General features: G+C 66.4%; 18 protein-coding genes. 8 read left to right on the top strand and 10 right to left on the bottom strand.

Annotated elements, in window-relative coordinates; genetic code table 11:
* Window positions 1-2: 2 nt before the first annotated feature.
* Window positions 3-260, bottom strand: a complete 258-nt coding sequence (locus AB0H61_RS25620) for an acyl carrier protein (protein ID WP_357309033.1) — start codon at window positions 258-260, stop codon at window positions 3-5.
* Window positions 261-1,084: 824 nt separating this feature from the next.
* Between AB0H61_RS25620 and AB0H61_RS25615 the strand changes: the two genes are divergently transcribed.
* Entirely contained in the window at window positions 1,085-2,305 is a 1,221-nt protein-coding gene (locus AB0H61_RS25615) for a helix-turn-helix domain-containing protein (RefSeq protein WP_357309030.1), read from the top strand.
* 54 nt (window positions 2,306-2,359) lie between these two features.
* Here the strand turns inward: AB0H61_RS25615 and AB0H61_RS25610 are convergent, their stop codons facing one another.
* Window positions 2,360-3,514: a lipase gene (locus tag AB0H61_RS25610; protein ID WP_357309027.1), complete on the bottom strand. Its 1,155-nt coding sequence runs from the start codon at window positions 3,512-3,514 to the stop codon at window positions 2,360-2,362.
* 427 nt (window positions 3,515-3,941) lie between these two features.
* Here AB0H61_RS25610 and AB0H61_RS25605 point away from each other — a divergent pair, with 427 nt between their 5' ends.
* The 3 genes from AB0H61_RS25605 (at window position 3,942) to AB0H61_RS25595 (ending at window position 6,083) form a co-directional block, all read left to right on the top strand.
* The gene (locus AB0H61_RS25605; RefSeq protein ID WP_357309024.1) at window positions 3,942-4,553 is read left to right on the top strand and encodes a YdcF family protein; all 612 of its coding nucleotides are present in this window, start codon (window positions 3,942-3,944) and stop codon (window positions 4,551-4,553) included.
* A 23-nt stretch (window positions 4,554-4,576) separates the two neighbouring features.
* Window positions 4,577-5,566, top strand: coding sequence for a MaoC family dehydratase N-terminal domain-containing protein (locus tag AB0H61_RS25600; RefSeq protein WP_357309021.1), 990 nt, complete (start codon window positions 4,577-4,579; stop codon window positions 5,564-5,566).
* A gap of 250 nt (window positions 5,567-5,816) precedes the next feature.
* Window positions 5,817-6,083 (top strand): hypothetical protein, encoded by a 267-nt coding sequence (locus tag AB0H61_RS25595; protein ID WP_357309018.1) that lies wholly within the window; start codon window positions 5,817-5,819, stop codon window positions 6,081-6,083.
* Window positions 6,084-6,120: 37 nt separating this feature from the next.
* Here AB0H61_RS25595 and AB0H61_RS25590 read toward each other — a convergent pair whose 3' ends face one another.
* The 4 genes from AB0H61_RS25590 to AB0H61_RS25575 form a co-directional block, all read right to left on the bottom strand.
* Window positions 6,121-7,158: an LLM class flavin-dependent oxidoreductase gene (locus AB0H61_RS25590; protein WP_357309015.1), complete on the bottom strand. Its 1,038-nt coding sequence runs from the start codon at window positions 7,156-7,158 to the stop codon at window positions 6,121-6,123.
* A 65-nt stretch (window positions 7,159-7,223) separates the two neighbouring features.
* Complete coding sequence (locus AB0H61_RS25585; RefSeq protein ID WP_357309012.1) at window positions 7,224-8,273, bottom strand: alpha/beta hydrolase family protein; 1,050 nt, start codon at window positions 8,271-8,273, stop codon at window positions 7,224-7,226.
* Complete coding sequence (locus AB0H61_RS25580) at window positions 8,270-8,638, bottom strand: hypothetical protein (RefSeq protein ID WP_357309009.1); 369 nt, start codon at window positions 8,636-8,638, stop codon at window positions 8,270-8,272. Before AB0H61_RS25580 ends, AB0H61_RS25585 begins: the two co-directional genes overlap by 4 nt.
* A 144-nt stretch (window positions 8,639-8,782) precedes the next feature.
* Window positions 8,783-9,703 (bottom strand): transcriptional regulator, encoded by a 921-nt coding sequence (locus AB0H61_RS25575; protein WP_357309006.1) that lies wholly within the window; start codon window positions 9,701-9,703, stop codon window positions 8,783-8,785.
* A gap of 479 nt (window positions 9,704-10,182) precedes the next feature.
* Here AB0H61_RS25575 and AB0H61_RS25570 point away from each other — a divergent pair, with 479 nt between their 5' ends.
* On the top strand, window positions 10,183-11,733 hold the full coding sequence (locus tag AB0H61_RS25570) for an acyl-CoA carboxylase subunit beta (RefSeq protein WP_357309003.1): 1,551 nt from the start codon (window positions 10,183-10,185) through the stop codon (window positions 11,731-11,733).
* A 224-nt stretch (window positions 11,734-11,957) separates the two neighbouring features.
* Here AB0H61_RS25570 and AB0H61_RS25565 read toward each other — a convergent pair whose 3' ends face one another.
* Window positions 11,958-12,548, bottom strand: coding sequence for a hypothetical protein (locus AB0H61_RS25565; RefSeq protein ID WP_357309000.1), 591 nt, complete (start codon window positions 12,546-12,548; stop codon window positions 11,958-11,960).
* The gene (locus tag AB0H61_RS25560; RefSeq protein WP_357308997.1) at window positions 12,545-13,192 is read right to left on the bottom strand and encodes a TetR family transcriptional regulator; all 648 of its coding nucleotides are present in this window, start codon (window positions 13,190-13,192) and stop codon (window positions 12,545-12,547) included. The genes AB0H61_RS25565 and AB0H61_RS25560 overlap by 4 nt, the downstream gene beginning before the upstream one ends.
* A gap of 422 nt (window positions 13,193-13,614) precedes the next feature.
* Between AB0H61_RS25560 and AB0H61_RS25555 the strand changes: the two genes are divergently transcribed.
* From AB0H61_RS25555 to AB0H61_RS25545, 3 genes are all read left to right on the top strand, one after another.
* The gene (locus AB0H61_RS25555; protein ID WP_357308995.1) at window positions 13,615-15,714 is read left to right on the top strand and encodes an AMP-binding protein; all 2,100 of its coding nucleotides are present in this window, start codon (window positions 13,615-13,617) and stop codon (window positions 15,712-15,714) included.
* A 133-nt stretch (window positions 15,715-15,847) separates the two neighbouring features.
* Window positions 15,848-16,057, top strand: coding sequence for a hypothetical protein (locus AB0H61_RS25550; RefSeq protein ID WP_357308993.1), 210 nt, complete (start codon window positions 15,848-15,850; stop codon window positions 16,055-16,057).
* Window positions 16,058-16,062: 5 nt separating this feature from the next.
* Window positions 16,063-16,611: a DUF3558 family protein gene (locus AB0H61_RS25545; RefSeq protein ID WP_357308990.1), complete on the top strand. Its 549-nt coding sequence runs from the start codon at window positions 16,063-16,065 to the stop codon at window positions 16,609-16,611.
* A gap of 15 nt (window positions 16,612-16,626) precedes the next feature.
* Here AB0H61_RS25545 and AB0H61_RS25540 read toward each other — a convergent pair whose 3' ends face one another.
* On the bottom strand, window positions 16,627-17,685 hold the full coding sequence (locus tag AB0H61_RS25540; protein WP_357308988.1) for a fused (3R)-hydroxyacyl-ACP dehydratase subunits HadA/HadB: 1,059 nt from the start codon (window positions 17,683-17,685) through the stop codon (window positions 16,627-16,629).
* Window positions 17,686-17,764: 79 nt separating this feature from the next.
* Window positions 17,765-19,204, bottom strand: coding sequence for a lipase family protein (locus AB0H61_RS25535; protein WP_357308985.1), 1,440 nt, complete (start codon window positions 19,202-19,204; stop codon window positions 17,765-17,767).
* Window positions 19,205-19,424: the final 220 nt, after the last annotated feature.

Genomic DNA, 19,424 nt, shown 5'->3' with positions numbered 1-19,424 from the left:
GACTACGCTCCGGCCCCGGTGCGGCGGCCCACCTCGGCCGTCACGCACTCGATCACATCGCGCGCGGTATGCAATGTGGCGGCCTCCGCGTCGGAGATCTCCACACCGAAGGCACGCTCGAGTTCGATGATGATTTCGGCCGATTGTACCGAGTCCAAGCCATAATCCAGCAACGGCGTATCGACATCGATATCGTCGACTCGCAGGCCGGTGCGAAACAGCTCCAGTACGCGCTCGGTCATCGCATCCGGCGAGGTCATTTCACACCCCCGGTCGCGCTCGAAACCTCCACGCCCCCCGGCGGCACAACCCCCGACGCACCGTTTGCCGATGCCACACAAAACTTAACTTTTCCCTGGGCAGCGCAGGATTCGACGACAGCCGAGACCGCGATCACTTGTCCTCCGATATCGACAACCAAGACTGTAATGCCTCATATCTCGTCACTGTGCACAACTGTCAGCAACCACAGTCGCGCCTTGACCAATCTGTACACCGCTGATCTGCGGGTTGCAATCCGAAAAGCACTGCCGGACAGCGCCTCTCGACGGCAGGCAATCTGATGGCTAATTCTTCTCGGCAAAGTGCATGAAACGCCGCGTCACCCATAAGAAACCGGGCATGACAGCACTCCGTCCCAGACAACATGGACCCCGATTTCGGGTTACGCCCATTCCCCCGAATCGATGACCGAAGACCCGGTAAGTGAGATTTTCGGAAGTTCGCTGTTCACGATTGGTTCACCGAACGGATGGGGGAGATTTGAAACCAACCTATCGGTATTTTTTGATTGAATTGAGCGCTACCATATTTCATCGATAAAGCCCAGCCGATTAACGCCTTCCTTACCCGATACCGGCGTCGCGGGGCGCCATTCGAACGCACGGCAAACTTTTACCAGCGACCATGAATGTGATGGCTTTCATTACCGGAGGGTAGACCTACCGACTATGTGAGGCATCACAATATCGACCGAGAGCCGATTTCCGATCTCACAGAAGCCGCGGAATCGGTCCATTCCCCCGATGCTGCGGTTAGTGTGAATGCGCCACACAGTAATTCCCGGGGGCGGAAGGAGTCGTCAATGACCGTCGACAGCTCGGCCCGACCGAGCCTTACCCTGTCGGGCAAGCCGATGTCGTCGCCACTGCAGGACATACGGACACTGTCACGTCAGATGGTGGGCCATTTCGTGGAGAATGTCGTGCCCTGCGGCACGCTACCCGGGGACGCGATCTCCGGGGACGTCACGGCGATCACCCGGGTATGCCTGGAATTTGCGGTCAGCATGCTGGACGGCAAGGACATCCCGGCCAAGCTGCAACGCCTGCAGGACGCCGCCGCCGGATGGGCCCGCGAGGGCGTGCCCATCGACACCATCCACCACTCGATCCACGAGGGCTTCAAGATCGGGCTCGATCTGGTCGTCTCCGGCGCGTCCATCAAGGACTACGACAATCTCGTCGACGGCGCCAAGGCCGTGCTCGAGATGCTGGACCAGATCACCTCCGCGATCTCGGTCGCCTACGTACGCGAATTGCGTGCGGTGGTCAGCGAACACCACACCGCGGTGCACACCCTCACCTCGGCGCTGCTCGGCGGGCACAGCACCTCGACAATGGCCCGGGAATGCGGCATTGCGATAGCAGATTCGTATGCAGTTGTCGCGGTGGCAATCCCGCCGCATCGTGAAGAACATAACCCGGCGGTGGACGGTCAGGTGGTGGCGCGACGCAAGTTGCGGCGGGTGCAGGCCGAACTCGCGATGCGGTGTGGGAACAGTGCGCTGTCGCTACTCAGTGTGGACGGCGGAACCATACTCGTACCATCGGCCATGTTCGACAATGTCGAACTCGACACCCTGATCACCCAGCTGTCGCACGCCGCCCAGGTCGGGATCACCGCGACCATGATCGATGCCGCGCCGCAACAGATCCCGAACGCCGCCGACCAAGCGCACGAACTTCTCGACATGGTGCAGCGGCTGCAAGCGGTGCCGGGGATGTACCGATTCGACGAGCTGGCCTTGGAATACCAGCTCACCCGCCCGGGCCCCGGGCGCGAATACCTCGGCTCGCTACTGGATCCGTTGGATGCACATCCCGAACTGCTGGAGACATTGCAACGCCACATCGGCAACAACCTCAACCGACAGCGCACCGCCCGGGTGCTACATGTGCACACCAATACCGTCGACTACCGGCTCAAGCGGATCGGCCAGCTCACCGGCTTCGATCCGTCGCAGCCGTCCGGGCTCTGGTATTTGCGGTCGGCGCTGGTGGCGCGCACCTACCGCGCGCCCTGAAAACGGCTGCGCCGGGGATGATCCCGACGGATCACCCCCGGCTCTACCATGTCGTCACAGGGAGCCATCACCGCCGATCAGCCACGGGTTGAAGGTGCAGTCGAGCTGCGGGTGCCCCGCCGGATCCAGCGCCCGCAGCACAATCGACAGCGCGCGCGGCGAATACATCATCGTGAGGTGGTCGGAGACGTCTTGTTCGCAACCGTCCTGCAGGACGATGTTGTCGACCTTTGCTCCCGGTCCCGCCTTCAGGAATGTCAGATCATAGGGATTGGTGACCCAGTCGTAGCGGGTGCCGACGATGGTGTAGTCGATTCCGGGGACGGTGTCGCCGTTGGCATTCAGCTTGTTCACGAAATCCGACCCGATGGTCTGCTGGATGCCGGAATGACCGACGAACATCTCGATGAAGCCGAGGATGTCGATCCCGAGATTGTTGATCGCTCGGCCCAGCGCGCCGATACCGTCCAGACTGGTGCCGTGGTGGGTGGCGCCGAAGGTGAGCAGACTCTTCACCTTGCCAACGCCACCCTCGTACTTGGTGTACCAGTTCGCCAGTGCGCCACCCTGCGAGTGCGCCACGATATCGACGGTTGCCGCTCCGGTGGCGGCCAGCACCCGATCCACAAAGATGGCAACCTGTTTCGCCGAATCCTGGATGTAGCCGGTGCCCATCACGCCGGGCAGTATCGAGCCGAGACCGCCGCCCTCGAGGAGGTTCGAGCGGCCGTAGTTGAAGGTGAAGACGCAGAAGCCCGCGTCTTTGATCGGCTGACCCATATACGCCAGGGCGTTGTAGGCGTTCATCCAGGTGCCGTGCAGCGCGACCACCGGACGCGGATGCTCGGCGGTGGGCTTGCAATTCCAGTCATTGGTTCCCGGCGGGGCGACATCGGGCTTCGACAGACCGTAGCCGAAGGCGGACACCCACGAGGTCATCGGCGGGCCGTAACCCACAGTGTCGCTGGCATACCCGCCCGCGGAGCCCGAACTGCTGCCGGAACCGCCGTAGCAGTTGCCCGAACCGTTGCCCGACCCCGCGCCACTGCCCGAGGTACAGGCCGAGCCGGAACCGCCCGCGCTGCCCGAGTTCGCGGCCGGGCGCCCCTTCAGCCCGGCCGAAATGTATTCCGCCAGTGTCTGTTCGGTGGGCGCGGACTCCGGCGCCGCATGCGCCGCAACGCCGGTGAAGCTCATGGCGTGACGCATACGCCCATCATGACCGCGGCGCTGGTACTTCGTTTCATCAGATGCCTTCCCGCAGAACGTCAACGTTCGAGTGCCAGTGCCCGCCGTGCCGGACGGCGGGCACTGAAACTGCGGCAACGCTAGGGCGAGCCCGATCCGGCAACCAGGCAAGAGATCGGTCTCTGGACATTTCATGAATGCCGCTGACGGCGTTCAGTGATTGCGCACAGCGCACTTCCGCGGCGACATTCCTGGAGTACTCACAGCCCCATGACAGACATATCGGTGCTGGTCACAAGCTCTCGGGCCGCGATACCAAAACTACTGCCGCACAACGATGAATTCTCCTCATATTTCGAAAACATCCGCGCCGCACAGCGATACCGGGCCGACCATGGACACAGTTACCACCACTCGAGCCAATTGATGGCTAATCAACGGAGTTGCCATGTTCGACACGATTTCGAGCGCCCTGCCGCGCCGCGGTGGCATCGCATGCCTGCTGCTCGGCGCGCTCACCGTCGCGGCCGCCCTGCTAGAAGCCCCGTACGCGCTCGCCGACGGCACCGGATCGGCCGCGACGCCGGATCCCGCGCCCGCCGCTCCGTCGTCGCTCGGCTTCCGCGGCCCCGGCACCGCGATCGTGGTGCTCGGCTACGGCCTGTTCCCCGACGGCGCCATGCGCCCGGAACTGATCGCGCGGCTGCACGCCGGATTCGCGCAGGCACTGCTCGCACCCGCCTCCCCGATCATCGTGACCGGCGGCAATCCCCGCGGGGGTGTCACCGAGGCGCAGGCGATGGCGCAGTGGCTGATCCGGCACGGCATTCCGCCCGACCGCGTACACCTCGAGCCCGACGCCTCCAGCACCGCTGAGAACGCCGGCGAGTCGGCCCGCATCATGCGGGATATCGGGGCCCGCGACGCGGTCGTCATCACCTCGACCGACCACCTCGACCGAGCCGTCGGCGACTTCCTCGACGCGGGCGTCGAGGTCGTCGGCACCGTCACCCCCGATCAGGTCCCGCTGCTCGCCGCCCCGTTCGGCTCGATCGCGTGAGTCGTCGCGATACAGGAGCAACGATGCGTGAATCCGCCACCGAAATCGCCGTCGCCCGATCCCCCGTCGACCACTTCTCCGTCACGATGTCGCCCGATCCGATACGCGGCGAAGCCATTCGGGAATTCGCGCATGCCGTGCGGGACTTCCACCCGGCGTATCGGGACGCCACCCGAACCGGATTACCCGCGCTCGTCGCCCCGGCGACCTTCGGCGCGACAATCCTCACCGGGGTGCAGCGCGATATTCTCGGTTCCCTGATACCGGACGGCAGCCCCGACCGAATACTGCACGTCGACCAGGTGCTCGACCTGCGACGACCGCTCGTCGAGGGCGATCAATTGATCTGCCGCGCCCATGTCGAGTCGTTGCGGTATTTCGCCGACTATCACGTGCTGACGATCCGAGCCGCACTCATCGACCAGCAGGGTGCGATCGCGCAGACCGCCACCACCTCGCTGCTGACCCGCATCGGCGGCGAGCACTGCCGTGCCGTAGTCCACGAGCACGCCACGGCTCGCGGAGCGGCATACGCCGATTCAATCAGCGGACCTCGACCCCGAATGCTCTCCCGTGCCATCGATATCGACGAACTCACGGTCGGGTTCGAGTTGCCTCCCTGGACGGTCGAACTCCGCGGTGGCGACCTCGTCCGCTATGCGGAATTGACCGGTACGGCCGATCCTCCGCTCGTCGCCGACGGACCGTACGGCTCCGCGGGCGCCGACCCGGTTCTCACCCCGAGCACCTTCGAGCTCGGCCTCGCCGCAACCTTTCTCACCTCCCGGCTGGGCGTCCGGACCGTCCTCACCCGGTTGCGCACCCAGTCCGCCCGGCACACCCACTACCTCACTCTCTCATCGCTGGATTTCGCCGTTGTCGAACTCCGTGGCCACGTAACCGCTCTTGACACCCCACACCGTCGCGTGACGGTCGCGATGACGGCGCACGCCAACGGCCGCGCGCTGTTCAGCTACGCGACCGCCGAGCTCCAAATTCCGCAAAGTTCCTGAATACGGCTGGTACGCAAGGAAACAGCGCGGTACTGGCACCGCGGGCATCGGGTCGATCCACTCGACCCGATCGCGGCGATTGCTCCGGTTTTGTCACAGATTTCTCAGCCGCGAGTACTGGTACACCGCACGAAGTCGCGGATCATGGTGTCCATGAGCCGTACATCTGCAAGTGCATCTGCAAGAACATTCGACTTTGATCGAATTATGAATAGCGGGCGCTGCCGTGCCGCGCGGCGGGGGTGACATCGTGCGACAGGAACGTTCGAAGCTCACGCTGGAATCGGGGATCCTCACGAGCGGACCGTTCCTACTGGTCCTGCTGCTCTTCGTCGGCATCGCCATCCTGACCCTGGTGGTCTGCCAGATCGTCGTCCTCTTCGGCGGCGGCTACTCCTACCCACCCACGACCACGCCCGATCCCCCGGCTGTCACCACGACCATCCGGCAACCGGGCCCCTGCGAACCGTTCTGCTACTGGCGCACCGACGCGCCAGCCGCCGCCGAGGCACGCTGAAGCGCACCGCCCGGCCGAAGACGGAAGGTACCGACGCTCAGGCCGACACCCCGGCGGGTTCCCACGGCGCATACCCCGCGGTCAGTCCGGTGAGCCGGGCGAGGCGACGGTGCGATTCCAGTCGGGCGGTACGGTCGTAAGTGCTGGTGTGCACCAGGATTTCGTCGGCGCCGGTGCGCGCCACGAGATGTTCGAGGGCATCCGCGACTTCGTCCTCGGTGCCGTGGATGTGGTCGCGCAGAGCCTCATCGAAGATCCGGCGCTCCCGCTCGGTCATATCGAGCTGTTCGATCTCCGACGGCGGGATCAGGACCGGGAACTCGCCCCTGGTGCGGGAGTACGCATTGGACCACGCCTCCGGCAGGAGGAGACGGCGGGCTTCCTCGGTGCTGTCCGCGATGACGACGGCACCCGAGACCATCACGTAAGGTTCACTACCCCAGGCCGTTTCACGGAAGGCGGTCCGGTAGCGCTCGATCGCTTCCACCATCCCGTCCACACCTGCGACCGCGGCGATGACCAGGGGCAGCCCGAAGCGAGCCGCGCGTTCCGCGCCGGATCCCGTGGCCAGCAGGTAGGCGGGTACGCGCAAACCCTCGGCAGGCCAGGCGTGCACGCCGAGCCTGCCGTGCGTGAAGTAGTCGAGCACCTCGGTGAGCTGTGCGTCGAAGTCCTCGGCATCGGTCTTGCCGTGACCGAGCGCCCTCCGCACTCCGTCGGTGAAACCCACCGACCGGCCGAGTCCCATATCGATACGACCGGGGAAGAGCGATTCCAGCACCCCGAACTGTTCGGCCACCACCAACGGCTGATGGTTGGGCAGCATCACACCGCCGGTCCCGATCCGGATCTGTGAGGTCGCCGCGGCCGCGGCGGCCGCGAGCACCGTGGGCGCCGACCCCGCCACACCGGGCACGCTGTGGTGCTCCGACACCCAGAACCGGTGATACCCCCATTCCTGCGCCAGCCGCGCGAACTCCACCGTCTCCCGCAACGCCTCCGGATGTCCCTGACCACGCCGTACCCGCGACCGATCCAATATCGAGAGCCGCACATCCCGCAACGCCGAAGTCATACCTGTGTCAACGCACCCGCGACCGCCTCATTCCACCCCGGGATCTGTGAGGTCGCGTCACACGGTCAGCTCGGCTGGGGTGCACCCAGCGCCGCGGCGAGCACCGACCAGGCCCGGGGTAGTTGGGCCTCGAAGTCGACCCAGGTATGCATGCCGACGTCCGCGTAGTCGACCGTCGCGGGGATCTTCAGTTCCGCCAGGCGGGTAGCGAGACGCTCGGTGCAGGCTCGGGCGCCGGCCTCCAACGCCGCGCCGCCACCGGCCACACCGAGGGCATCGACGATATTCGGCGCGTTCGCCACCGCGACCAGATCCGCGCCGGTCGGGGCGCCGGAGGCGGCGGAGAGATAGATCGCCGTACCGCGGAGTCGTTCCGCACCGAGCACCGTGTCGTGCGCCGCCCACTCCGGGGAATTCGGCGGACCCCAGAGATTTTCCGCATTGCCGCCGCGCGAGGCAACCGTAATGGTGGTGACGGCGTGGCCGAGCGGATCGGCGGTGGAATAGCAGCCGCTCATGCCCGCGACCGCGCGGTAGCGGCCGGGGTAGCGCTGGGCGAGCATCATGGCGGCCTGAGCGCCCATCGAGACACCCGCGATAGCGCGCGTGCCATTGGACTTCACCAGCGATTCGACAATGGGCGGCAGCTCGTCGGTGAGGAAGGTTTCCCAGCGGTTCAGCCCGAGCGCGGCGTCGTGACGCACCCAGTCGCTGTACATACTTCCGGTGCCGCCGCTGGTGAGCACCACATCGACCGGCTTATCCGCGAAATATTCCGCTGCCCCGCCCTTGGTGAGCCAACCCGAGGTCGCCTCACCGTCGACGCCGTCCAGCAGATACAGCGTGGGTCGTGGCCCGGATCCGCTGCCCCGCAACACATCCACCACGATGATGCGGCGCATCGCGGCCGAGGCGATCTCCAGCCGCTCGCGATGCGGTCCCACCGTCTCCCTCGAAATGAGCCCGGTGCGAGTCATTTTCGGGTCGACGGCCGGTGCCTGCGGAATCGCCTGCGGACCCGCGGGTTCCGCACTGACCTGCGCCCCGATGAATACAGCCGCCGCCGCGGCGACAGCTGCCATCGCCGCGGCGGTGATCGAAACTCGTCTGCTCATACGACCGGGGCAGCTCGTTCCGCAGGCCGCGCGGCCATCCGGTCCAGCTTCTTCTCCGAACGGTCCATCGGGGTACCCCGGACTCCGTCCAGCGAAAAGAATTCCGAGATCTCGCGGCGATAGCAGAGCAGATTGTCCTCGGTGAGTAGATTCGTGACCATGGTGGTCCGCGTCACCTCCGACAATCGGGATCGGCCGGGCTCACCATCGATTTCACCCGGCGCCGCAAAATCGCGGCCGTCGTCCCACCATACATAGTCGTGCGGATACCGTGCCTCGGCTCGGCGCAGATGTTCGCCGAGGCCGCGCTCGGCAACGGGCTCCAGCTCGCGCGGAATGTCCCCATCCGTCAACGCGGTCGTCACTCGTAACTCCTTTGTATGCCCGGGAATCCGGAGCATATTCGACAGTAGGTCGGCGAACCCGGATTCGAAAGCCGATTCACCGGGTGCTGGACTCAGTCACAACCCCGTATATCCGGCACTGTGCGTGCGACAACCGTCACGCTCTCAGATTTCGGCTCGATCACCACCCGTCGCGTCCGGCATCGCGGCGACCGGGTACCAGCCCGGCGGTCGATCGGCGGCCCGAAGGCGACCGAGCAGTTCGTGCGCGCGGGCGGCCAGTTCCGGTATCCGCGCGGTGGGCCCCGCGACGACCGCGGCGGTCAACGGCACCTCGGCGGCCGCGCTGACCAGTTCCAGCACCTCGGCGGTCATGGCCAGCGGGATCAACGCCGAGGCGGCCTCGATAGGGACCAATACGGTGCCGCCACCGGTGGACAGCAGAGACAGCGCACGCGATCCGAGCGGGTCGGCCAGCGCCGCCTGCACCCTGCGTAGTTTGCGGCGGGCGGCCGAGTCACCGCTACCCGGCCGCCGCTCATCGGGATGCGCCGGAATCGACACGGCGACCACCTGATACGACGCCGCGATGGCGATCCCGGTCCGCCTGGCCAATTCCGCGACGCCGTGCCCGCCGAGCAACGCCGAGATCAGGGTCTGCGCGGCGGTCTGGTGCTCCTTGGCGACCAGCCGATGCTCCTCGACATAGGCCGTCGAGGCCGCCATGGTCACCATCTCCAGCGCCCGCACGATGAGCTGCGCCCCGGCCATCACCTGTTCGGCGTCATCGCGACCCGCCTCGGCGGCGAGAAACTCCAGGCCGGAACGGATTCCGTCGTGATAGGCCCCGAGTACCGTCTCGAGCGCGACGCCCTCCCGCGCCCACCGGACCGCGGATCCAGCGATTTCGGCCGGCTGCCCACCGGACGAGGATCGCGGCCCGAGCACCTTCACCGCCTCCGCCAAACAATTTCGCGTGATCGTCGCGAGATCACCCGGCGCGGCGCCACGCGGACGATACGCCAAATGTTCGACGAGTCTGTTCTCCAAGGTCTCGGTGCCCGACCCGGTCTGCATGCCCACCATGACTGTTGAAGGCTAGCCATCAATGCATGGGAATTGGGTCATATGACCGCGAACTTGGTATCTCATCAGGCTTTACGCCACACCTTGGGCGAAATCACAAGTAGATAACGACATTTCGCGACGGATAATCGTCATGCCTCGGATCGTGGCCCGATGCCGCAGCGCCGACGGCGCAATTTCCCGGCGCCGCGTCGCAGCCACGGTAGGCTACCCACCGCACGAATGGGACGGCCGCTGGAGGCGTCACCGGCGGGCCGCCCGCGGACCGTGACCGAGCACTACACTCCGCCGGACCGCGGCGCCGGCGGGCGGCCCCGACCTGACAGGGAACCCGGCCCCGCTGTGAGCTGTTCCATCGGATCGACCGTACAACTGTGCGCGGCGTCTCATCACCGATAACATCGAGCGCCGCAGCCCCGGTACGGTGATCCCGGCAGCCCGGGTCGTAACGGCGAGTTCGATAGGACGACACTGAACACATGAGCGGTACGCGAGAGAAGCTGGAAGAGCTCCGGGACATCCTCGAGCTCGCCGAAGAACCGGCTGGTGAGACCGGCATCGCGAAGCGCAAGAGCAAGGGCATACCCAGCGCCCGGCAGCGCGTGCGCATGCTGCTCGACCCGGGCTCCTTCGTCGAAATGGGCGCGCTGATGCGCCAGCCCGGCAGCAATAACGCCATGTACGGCGACGGCGTGGTCACCGGCCGCGGCTACATCGACGGCAGACCCGTCGTGGTGATCGCACACGACCAGACGGTGCACGGCGGCTCGGTCGGCGAGATGTTCGGCCGCAAGGTGGCCGCCGCCATGGAGTTCGCCCAGGAGAACGCCTGCCCGGTGGTGGCGATCAACGACTCCGGCGGCGCGCGCATCCAGGACGCGGTCACCTCGCTCGCGTGGTACGCCCTGATGTGCCGACGCCAGGAGGATTTGTCCGGATTCGTGCCGATGGTGGCGGTCATGCTCGGCAAGTGCGCCGCGGGTTCGGTGTACGGCCCGGTGAATATGGACGTGCTGGTCGCGACCGAGAAGTCGTATATGTTCGTGACCGGTCCCGAGGTCATCAAGGCGGTGACCGGCCACACCGTGAGCGCGGACGAACTGGGCGGCGCCGCGGTCCAGGCCGAGATCGGCACCATCCACCACGTCGCCCCCGACGAGCAGGCGGCCTTCGACTGGGTCCGCTCCTATCTGAGCTACCTGCCGTCCAGCTGCCTGGAGCAGCCGCCGGTGGTGAATCCGGGAATCGAGCCCGAAGTGACGGCGCACGATATGGAACTGAACTCGATCATCCCGGATGCCGACAAGGTCGGCTACGACATGCACGAGATCCTGCTGCGGATCTTCGACGACGGCGAATTCCACGAGATCGCGGCCGCCACCGCACAGAACCTGATCACCGGCTTCGCCCGGGTCGACGGCCGCAGTGTCGGCGTCGTCGCCAACCAGCCGCAGGTGCTGGGCGGCGCACTCGACGCGCAGTGCTCGGATAAGGCGACGCATTTCATCCGGCTGTGCGACGCCTTCGGTCTGCCCGTCATCTTCGTCGTCGACACCCCCGGCGTACTGCCCGGCATCGAGGAGGAGCGGGCCGGCGTGATCAAGCGCGGCGGGCGCTTCTTCCGCGCCGTCATCGAGGCCACGGTGCCGATCGTGACCATCGTGACGCGCAAGGCCTACGGTGGCGGCTACGCCGTCATGGGCTGCAAGCAGCTCGGCGCCGACATCAGCCTGGCCTGGCCGACGGCCAGGATCGCGGTGATGGGCGCGGAGAGCATGGTGGGCATCATCGGCCGCAAGCAGCTGGAGGCGGCGCCGGCGGACCAGCGGGAGGCGGTTCGGCAGCAGATGATCGATTTCTACAACGCGACCATGGCCACCCCGTGGATCGCCGCCGAGCGCGGCTACATCGACGCGGTGATCGAGCCGTCGCAGACGCGCCTGGAGATCCGCAAGGCGTTGCGACTGCTGCGCGACAAGGACGCGATCCGCAAGCCCAACCCGCGCAAGCACAGCCTGTTCCCCGTCTGATCGCACCGCGCTTTGTGCACCGTCACAAGGCCACCGTGCGGTGTTGTGCGATCTCCGAGGTTCGTCCGCTCACCAGGTCATCCCAGGCTTGCGTCCAATATGCTCGGTGACGTACCGGGCCCTCGTTCGCCGCGCAGCGGCCCGGTCACGCGGTGTGCCCGCTGAGCTCGTTCCCTACCCTTGCTCGGCGGGCACGCCGCACTTCGGGCGCCGCCCGGGCGGATTCACGTCGCGTTGTGGCCACCCCAGGTGAGCCCGGCGGTCGCCCACTCGCTTTCCCACATCCGCGCCCTCCTGCGGTCCAGACCGGTGCGCAGCATCAGGTAGCCGCCAGAGCAGCCGATCAGCACCGCGAAAATGATGGCGGAGCAGGTGAACAGAGCACGGCTCAACGGGCGGGTCGCGGACGGCGGCTCCACCACGCGACCCGAATCGTTGAGCCACACCGGCACGGTCGCCCCGGGTTTCACGAGCACGGTGGAGTGGTAGTCGGCGACGCGGGTGCTGCCGTCCGTCTCACGCCAGGACACCTTCACGGGTGTGACCGGCGCGTACAACGGCGCCTGGCCGACCTCGAGTACCGTGGCGTCCACCCGGTGCAGCTGCGCAGTCTCCGCTTGCACGGCTCGATTTTCCTCCTCGTACAACGGTTTGCCGAGCAGTAGCGCGACCAGCGGTACCGCAAGGAGGACGAGCACCGTCAGCAACGCACCGACCCCGGCCTGCAGCCGGTCCTCGCGCCTGCGCATCGGATTGCGATCCAACCCGACCCGGCGGCAGGTCCGGCGGACGACATTGACCGACCCGGTAGTCATGACACTGACTCCTCGTACTGGATTTCGGTTACCAACCCCCCGAGCGTCTCGAAGAAGCCCTCGACCAGAACGGGCAGCGCGGCGGGGTCATCGCCCACGGCCCAGGTCTGCAGTGCGGCTAGGAGCAAGCCGGAGCCCGCCGCGACGGCCGCGGCGGGACGCAGGTCGACGGCGGGGTCGACCTGCAGGCGCGCGGCGATGATCTGCACCGATTCCCGCAGCCCTTCCACCCGGATGCGCTGATATCCGGCGAACAGGGCGGGCTCGGTATCGAAGCGTTGGAACAACTCCCAGCGGCGCACCAGCAGCGCCGCGCGCTCGCCACCGTATTCGGCGGTCAGCCAGTCGTGCACCGCGGCGCGGAACGCGACCAGTGGCGGCTCACCGGGGGGCCTGCGACGCAGGGCGTCGTTGAACAGGTGGATGTCCTGGTCCACGTCGCCGAGGATGGCCTCCTCGATGGAGGAGAAATGCCTGCTGAAGGTTCGCCGGGTGACCCCTGCCCGCACGGCGATGTCCTCGACGCCCACCGCGTCGAGACCCCGCTCGGTCAGCAGGTCGAATGCCGCGCGGGACATGGCCTCGCGACTGCGCCGTGTGCGCAGTCTACGGCCGTCCAGGTCGACAGCATCGTCGCTACCCATGGCATCAGTCTACAACTATTGTCCCGTCGGGACATAAGTTCGGGGCGATTTCCCGTATCGCCGAGTCGGCCGGGGTCGATCGACCCGGGCTCGGCGCACCGGGGCGTGATATGCAGATAGCCACTCGGCATCACAAAGAAACGTTCGAGTTTTTCCTGATGTCATTTGTGAGTTATCACAAAACGACGCGAAAATTGCCCGCCGGAACCCCTCGTGCGCATACCCGGTAAATACATCCCAGGACCGCGCCGGAGAAAGCATAATGGCGTTCGACTACAGCCGAATTCGAAGGGTCAAGCAGCTTCGAACAGGGCTTCTACCAGGAGAAACGGTGAATGCTTGACCGCAGTTGACGACGGGGTTACAAATGAGTTCTCCGCCGACCCGAGCTGTTCGAACCGGCCGACGAGAATTGCACGCCAGTGGTTACCGATGTCATCGACGTGGTCGCGGAGTTCGCGATCCCCCGCCCCGCGGTATGGGCTCTACTCCTCGAGCCGCAGACCTATCCCAGAGTTTTTCCCGGAATCGGGGCGTGTGAGCCGCTGGAGAGCGTCGACGGACATGCGATGCTGCGGTTCCGGGTCGGCACCGCCGAGCTCGGGATCCGTTCACACACCGTGCGCCTAGTGGTCGGTCGTGTCCGCGACGGCTTCGAACTGCAGTGTCCGGCGGTGGGCAGCTTCGCCTCGGTGCGCGTGCTCGGCGATGACAAGCACACCCGGATCGTGGTCACCTTCTTCGCCCCGACCCGTATGCATCCGGCCCTCACCGAACTGTCCAACTCGGCGGTGATCGAGTGGACCCGGCGCGGGCTGCGGCGTGTCGAAGATCTGGTGCGCGGCGCGAGCACCTCGGTAGTTGTCAACGGCGAGAACACCCCGGTGCGCCGGCGCGCGGAGGTCGCCAAGCAGATCGTGTCGACCGGCGTAGTACTCACCTACCGGCTCGACCTCGGGGTCAAGCAGCTGCGCCGCCTCGCCGAGTGGGGCTTCAACCTGGCGGGTGGCTACGCGGCCGCGGCCGCCTTCGCACCGGCCCGCACCGCCCTGATCGATACGCACGGCAACCGCAGTTTCGGCGAGATGCACGACCGCACGCACGCGCTCGCCGCCGCCATGCACAGACTGGGACTCGGCGCGGGCGACGCCATCGGACTGCTGGCCCGCAATCACCGCGGCATGGTCGAGACCATGGCCGCCGCGGGCAAACTCGGCGTCGACGTGGCATTGCTCAATACCGGGCTGCCCGCGCGCCGGATCGAGGAAGTGGTACAGCGCGACAAGCTGTCGGCACTGTTCGTGGACGCCGAATTCGATCATCTGGTCCAATATCTGCACGCCGATATCGCCCGCTACGCCTGCGATCTCCGCGAACCGGGTACCGGCCCGACCACCATTGACGAGCTCATCGCGCTGGGCCACCGCGATTTTCCGAAGCCGACGCATCCCGGCAAGCTGATCGTGCTCACTTCCGGCACCTCGGGTACGCCGAAGGGCGCGCGGCGCCCGCACGCCAAGGGGTTCGGCACTATCGCCGCACTACTCTCGCGAATCCCGTTACGCACCAACGACACCATGCTCATCCCGGCGCCGCTGTTCCACACCTGGGGGCTGGCCGCGCTTCAGCTGAGTACGGCGCTGCGCGCGACCGTGGTGCTGCCCTCGCAATTCGATGCCGAGGACTGCCTGCGCCTGATCGCCGAGCATCGGGTCACCTCGTTCATCGCGGTGCCGATCATGGTGCACCGCATCCTCGAACTGCCCGCGCACGTGCGCGAACGCTACGACACCTCCAGCCTGCGGGTGGTCGCCAGTTGCGGTGCGCCGCTGGCCGCGAGCACGGTGCTGCGCTTCATGGACGGCTACGGCGACATCCTCTACAACGTCTACGGTTCCACCGAGGTCTCCTGGGCGACCATCGCCGATCCCACCGACCTCCGCACCGCCCCCACTACTGCGGGTCGCCCGCCGCTGGGCACCCGGGTCGCGGTGCTCGGACCGGATCTGCGACCGCTCCCGGTCGGCGCGACCGGACATATCTTCGTCGGCAATCACATGCTGTTCGACGGATACGTCAATGCCGCGCCGCCGAACGAGGCCGACGGCATGCTCGATACCGGCGACCTCGGATATCTCGATGCCGCGGGCCGGTTGTTCATCGACGGGCGCGACGACGAGATGATCATCTCGGGCGGCGAGAACGTCTTCCCGCGCCCGGTCGAAGAGGCGCTGGCCTACCTGCCCCAGGTCAGCGAGGTGGCGGTGGTAGGCGTGCCGGATCACGAATTCGGGCAGCGCCTGGCGGCATTCGTGGTCAAACGCGAAGGAGCGGGGCTGGATTCGGATATGGTCCGCAACTACATCCGGCATCGGCTCAGCCGCTTCTCGGTCCCCCGCGATGTCACCTTCCTCAGCGCACTGCCCCGCGGCGAGACCGGAAAAATCCTCAAGCGGCTCCTGGCGGGCCCCGGAGTCACAGACCCGCCCATCATCGGCACGGTCGCACCCGGATCCCCGTGATATCACCCCGCACGTGCGGCCCGACGGCCTGCGGCACTGGAAATTTCACGATCGGCACCCATCGCCGCTGTGAGTCCGACGAAGGTAGCCGTGACCCGCATCCTCGCGACCGGACCGAACCTACTCTGCTGTTATGTCTGCGATCGACAATCGTCCGGCCATGGTTGTCCGGACCCACGAGATTCTCAACTACTTCGGCAAATGCCCGGAATGCGGATATCCCGCACGCGCGACCGAGGTTCGCGGGTTGAGCGCCGGGGGCGAGATCGAGGTGGCCGTCGCCGCCAGCTGCGATCTGCCATGCGGCTGGTCGGGTTCGGTGCCGCTCACGATCATGACCTGACCGGCATGCGATACCGAATGATCACTCTCGGCCGCGACCTGCTGCGGCTACTGGTGGCGCTGTGCTGCCTGGCCGCTCCGATCGCGGGCTGCGCCGCCTCGGCCACCGAGCCCGCGGCCTCGAATGCCGGTGCCCCGTCTTGGGATCCTTGCACGCGAATCTCGGACGGCCTGATCCGCGAGGCCGGGCTCGACCCCGCGACCAAACGCCGTGACACCGCGATCTCTCCGGGCCCGCAGTGGGCAGGGTGCGGATGGAGCAGTGCGACGACCGCGTTGCGAATCTTCTCCGCCGACAAGGCCGCCGTCCAGGAAGTCCGAGACCTGCCAGGAGCCCACGAATTCACCGATATCACGATCGCGGGCCGCGACGCCCTGCGCTACCGGCCGGATTTCGCCGATCCCACCGTCGACTGCGCATTGGTATTCGCCACCGCGAACGGAGGCCAGGTGCGGTTGCGGTTCGACTCCCGCCCCGATCCCGCGGCCGATCCCCCCGCGGCCTGCGATCTGCTGGTCGAGACGGCGACCGTACTGATTCCGGCGCTGCCGTGAGCGCGGCGCCCAGCGTCAGCGCAGCAGCACTTGCGCCGTCGCTTTTCCGAACAGTTTCCGGTCACCGCAGGTTCCGGTGAGGTTGATGGTCGCCGCCCGCCGGACGGGATCCACGGCCTTGACCCGGCCGCGGAATTCGACGACGGTCGCCCGGTCCGATGCGACCGGCGCGAACCCGGCGAACCGCACCCAGTAGTCGGTGACGGCGGCCGGATCCCCCAGCCACGAGGTCAGATATCCGGCGCCGAGGCCCATGGTGAGCAGGCCGTGCGAAATGACATCGGGCAGTCCCACGGCTCTGGCGATCTGGTCGCTGAAATGGATCGGGTTGGCGTCGCCGGAGACGCCCGCGTAGTTGACCAGATCACCGCGGGTGAGCGGCACCCGGTGCGGCGGCAGTTCGGTGCCGACCGCGACATCCTCGAAGGCCAGGGTAGTGCGCGGGAGCCGCTTCATCGGCTCGTCGAACAACTCGGCGGGGGCCATCTCGTCGAAAGATTCGACAAGGCCCGAGGCCACGAGCGCCGCGTCGGGGTCGCGCTCGTCCCGGTGCCGGTCGACCAGCGATTGACCGCTCTGAACCACCCCGTCGGCCGCTCTGGCCAAGTCCGGAGCCACCGCCGCGCCGGTCTGCGCGACGACTGTGGCGTGCGCGGACTGCACGGGTTCCTTGTCCTGGTTGGTGAGCACGTTGTTGATCACCATGAAGTCCTTGTCACCGAACTGGCGGAAGGATTCCACGAAGAAATCGGATTGCAGTCGGTCCCCGGCGACCAGCGGCCGCCGCATCCGGATCCGCTGCTCGGTATGCAGTACCTGACCGAGGTCGTAGCCGGTGAGCAGCGACTCGAACATCGCCCGCTGCAGGCTGGTCCAGAGGATAGCGGGAAAGGTCGCCGGCGCGATCAGACCGTCGTAGCCCAGGTCGGCGGCGGCCGCCTCGCTCTGGTGTGCCGGGTGCCTATCCTGTAACGCCCTGGCGAACTCACGGATCTTCTCGCGCCCGACCTCGTAGTGATCCACCATCCGGTAATGGCGTCCGACAAGGGCCTCGGCCTCTTCGGACGCCGACATTGCGTGGTGTGTGGGAAACGCGGTCATATGAGATAGATCGTTCCCGTCCGCTCGAACGCAACCATCGCCGACCGGATTTTCAGCATTCGTTCGGTGCGGGCACCCCCCGCAGCCGCTGATCCATCCAGGTCATCGCCTCCGGATAACCGAGGCCCGCCGCGATGACGTGCTCGCCGAGCACGCTGCGGTAAACAGCATTCGCACCGAGCGCACACTGTTCGCGATACAGGTTCCGCGCGCCCTCGGCCGGGATCCACCATTCCTGCTCGCCATTGTAAATATAGAGCGGGACAGGCGATTTCATGCCTTCCATCCGGGTCACCCGGTAGATCTCGGCCGCGAAGTCCGAATGCAGCGGCTCGGGGAAGTTCGCCGCGATGTCGATGGGCAGCATCAACACGCCGATGGCGCCGAATACGCTGGCGCACAGATCTTTCACCGGTGAGGTCGCCACCCATTGCGCCAGGTGGTTCATTCGGCCGAGGATTTCCGAGCGCTCGCGGGCGATGCCGAAAACCGCCGCCATGAAGATGGCGGAGGCCAGGTTGCCGTCCATGCTGCGGGCAAGGATCTGGTAGTCGGCGGGTACACCGCCGAACGCGGCCCCGGCCACGACCTCCGTCAACTCCGGCGCGTAATCGGACATGAGCTTCACAGCACCGTGGGTGGCAATGGCCCCGCCGGAGTAGCCGACCATCCCGTACCTGCTGTCACCGAATTCGTCGGGTCGCAGTGCGCGCACCGCCCGGATCGAGTCCAGCACGGCGTGGCCCGCGACCACCGGCTCCGCATAGGCCATCCACGGCCCCTCGTGGTCGGGGATCAGCACCGCGTAACCGCGTAGCAGCGCCAACTGAATGGTCGGGGGAATGTAGTCGGTAATGCTGATTTCACTATTCCACCCGTAGGCCATGCTGTACCCGGGGGTGCATTCGCGACCGAGTCCGTCGATCGGCAGATTGTTCACTACCACCGGCCGCATGCCCGGACCGGACCAGGCGCCGGTCGGCAGAACCAGTGTCGCGGTGGCGAACGACGGTTGCCCGTGGGAGTCGGTGGTGCGGAACTTCAGCAGCAATGCCTGCTGGAACGGCATCAGCACCAGCGCCGCCGCGGTGGTCGTGACATCGCGCACCTCGATCAGCTCCCCCGGCGCGAACTCGGCCAGGTTCACGGGCCACGCGTCGAAGATCGGATCGCGGACCGCCGCGGGAAGCACCGCCCGGTGCAGCGCCAGCAAGGCGGGCGATGTGGTGGCCAACTCCACGTCCGACGAGTTCGGTAGTGGCGCAGCGGGAATCGGCGGGGCGGGGATCACCGCGTCGATCCACTGTTGCAGGCCGGGCAGGATCGCCCCCGAAGCATCCGGTACCGCGGGTAATCCCGACAGATCAGGCGGCGGCAACGCGGGCAGCCCCGGAATCGCTGGTAGCTCGGGTCCCGGCTCGGCCGCTGCCGGGCCGGCGACCGCCGGGCATACGAGCAGCATCGTCAGGAAGATGGCACGCAAACATCTCATAGCACACGCCTCTGGGTGCGACAACGGGTTTCGCTGCGCCCGGGCGTGTGTGGAACCCCCCGCAATGCCCCCTGTCGTACCGGGCGCAGAGAAATCAGGCTAACCCCGACCACCCGATCGGAGGCCGGTTCGTGCCCGATTTGTGCATGCCATGACACCGAATCGCAATAACCGAGGCTTTGCGCCCTGTGCCGCAGGGGCCATGTGCCCCTGCGACATT

It is taken from the genome of Nocardia sp. NPDC050710 (assembly GCF_040654375.1).
Taxonomy (GTDB): domain Bacteria; phylum Actinomycetota; class Actinomycetes; order Mycobacteriales; family Mycobacteriaceae; genus Nocardia.
Note: the sequence above shows the minus strand (reverse complement) of the source record. Positions and strands in the feature narration are given on the sequence as shown.

Coding starts and splice junctions, on each gene's coding strand:
- AB0H61_RS25620 (WP_357309033.1), bottom strand. CDS start 260: ATGACCTCGCCGGATGCGATGACCGAGCGCGTACTGGAGCTGTTTCGC.
- AB0H61_RS25615 (WP_357309030.1), top strand. CDS start 1,085: ATGACCGTCGACAGCTCGGCCCGACCGAGCCTTACCCTGTCGGGCAAG.
- AB0H61_RS25610 (WP_357309027.1), bottom strand. CDS start 3,514: ATGCGTCACGCCATGAGCTTCACCGGCGTTGCGGCGCATGCGGCGCCG.
- AB0H61_RS25605 (WP_357309024.1), top strand. CDS start 3,942: ATGTTCGACACGATTTCGAGCGCCCTGCCGCGCCGCGGTGGCATCGCA.
- AB0H61_RS25600 (WP_357309021.1), top strand. CDS start 4,577: ATGCGTGAATCCGCCACCGAAATCGCCGTCGCCCGATCCCCCGTCGAC.
- AB0H61_RS25590 (WP_357309015.1), bottom strand. CDS start 7,158: ATGACTTCGGCGTTGCGGGATGTGCGGCTCTCGATATTGGATCGGTCG.
- AB0H61_RS25585 (WP_357309012.1), bottom strand. CDS start 8,273: ATGAGCAGACGAGTTTCGATCACCGCCGCGGCGATGGCAGCTGTCGCC.
- AB0H61_RS25575 (WP_357309006.1), bottom strand. CDS start 9,703: ATGGTGGGCATGCAGACCGGGTCGGGCACCGAGACCTTGGAGAACAGA.
- AB0H61_RS25570 (WP_357309003.1), top strand. CDS start 10,183: ATGAGCGGTACGCGAGAGAAGCTGGAAGAGCTCCGGGACATCCTCGAG.
- AB0H61_RS25565 (WP_357309000.1), bottom strand. CDS start 12,548: ATGACTACCGGGTCGGTCAATGTCGTCCGCCGGACCTGCCGCCGGGTC.
- AB0H61_RS25560 (WP_357308997.1), bottom strand. CDS start 13,192: ATGGGTAGCGACGATGCTGTCGACCTGGACGGCCGTAGACTGCGCACA.
- AB0H61_RS25550 (WP_357308993.1), top strand. CDS start 15,848: ATGTCTGCGATCGACAATCGTCCGGCCATGGTTGTCCGGACCCACGAG.
- AB0H61_RS25545 (WP_357308990.1), top strand. CDS start 16,063: ATGCGATACCGAATGATCACTCTCGGCCGCGACCTGCTGCGGCTACTG.
- AB0H61_RS25540 (WP_357308988.1), bottom strand. CDS start 17,685: ATGTCGGCGTCCGAAGAGGCCGAGGCCCTTGTCGGACGCCATTACCGG.
- AB0H61_RS25535 (WP_357308985.1), bottom strand. CDS start 19,204: ATGAGATGTTTGCGTGCCATCTTCCTGACGATGCTGCTCGTATGCCCG.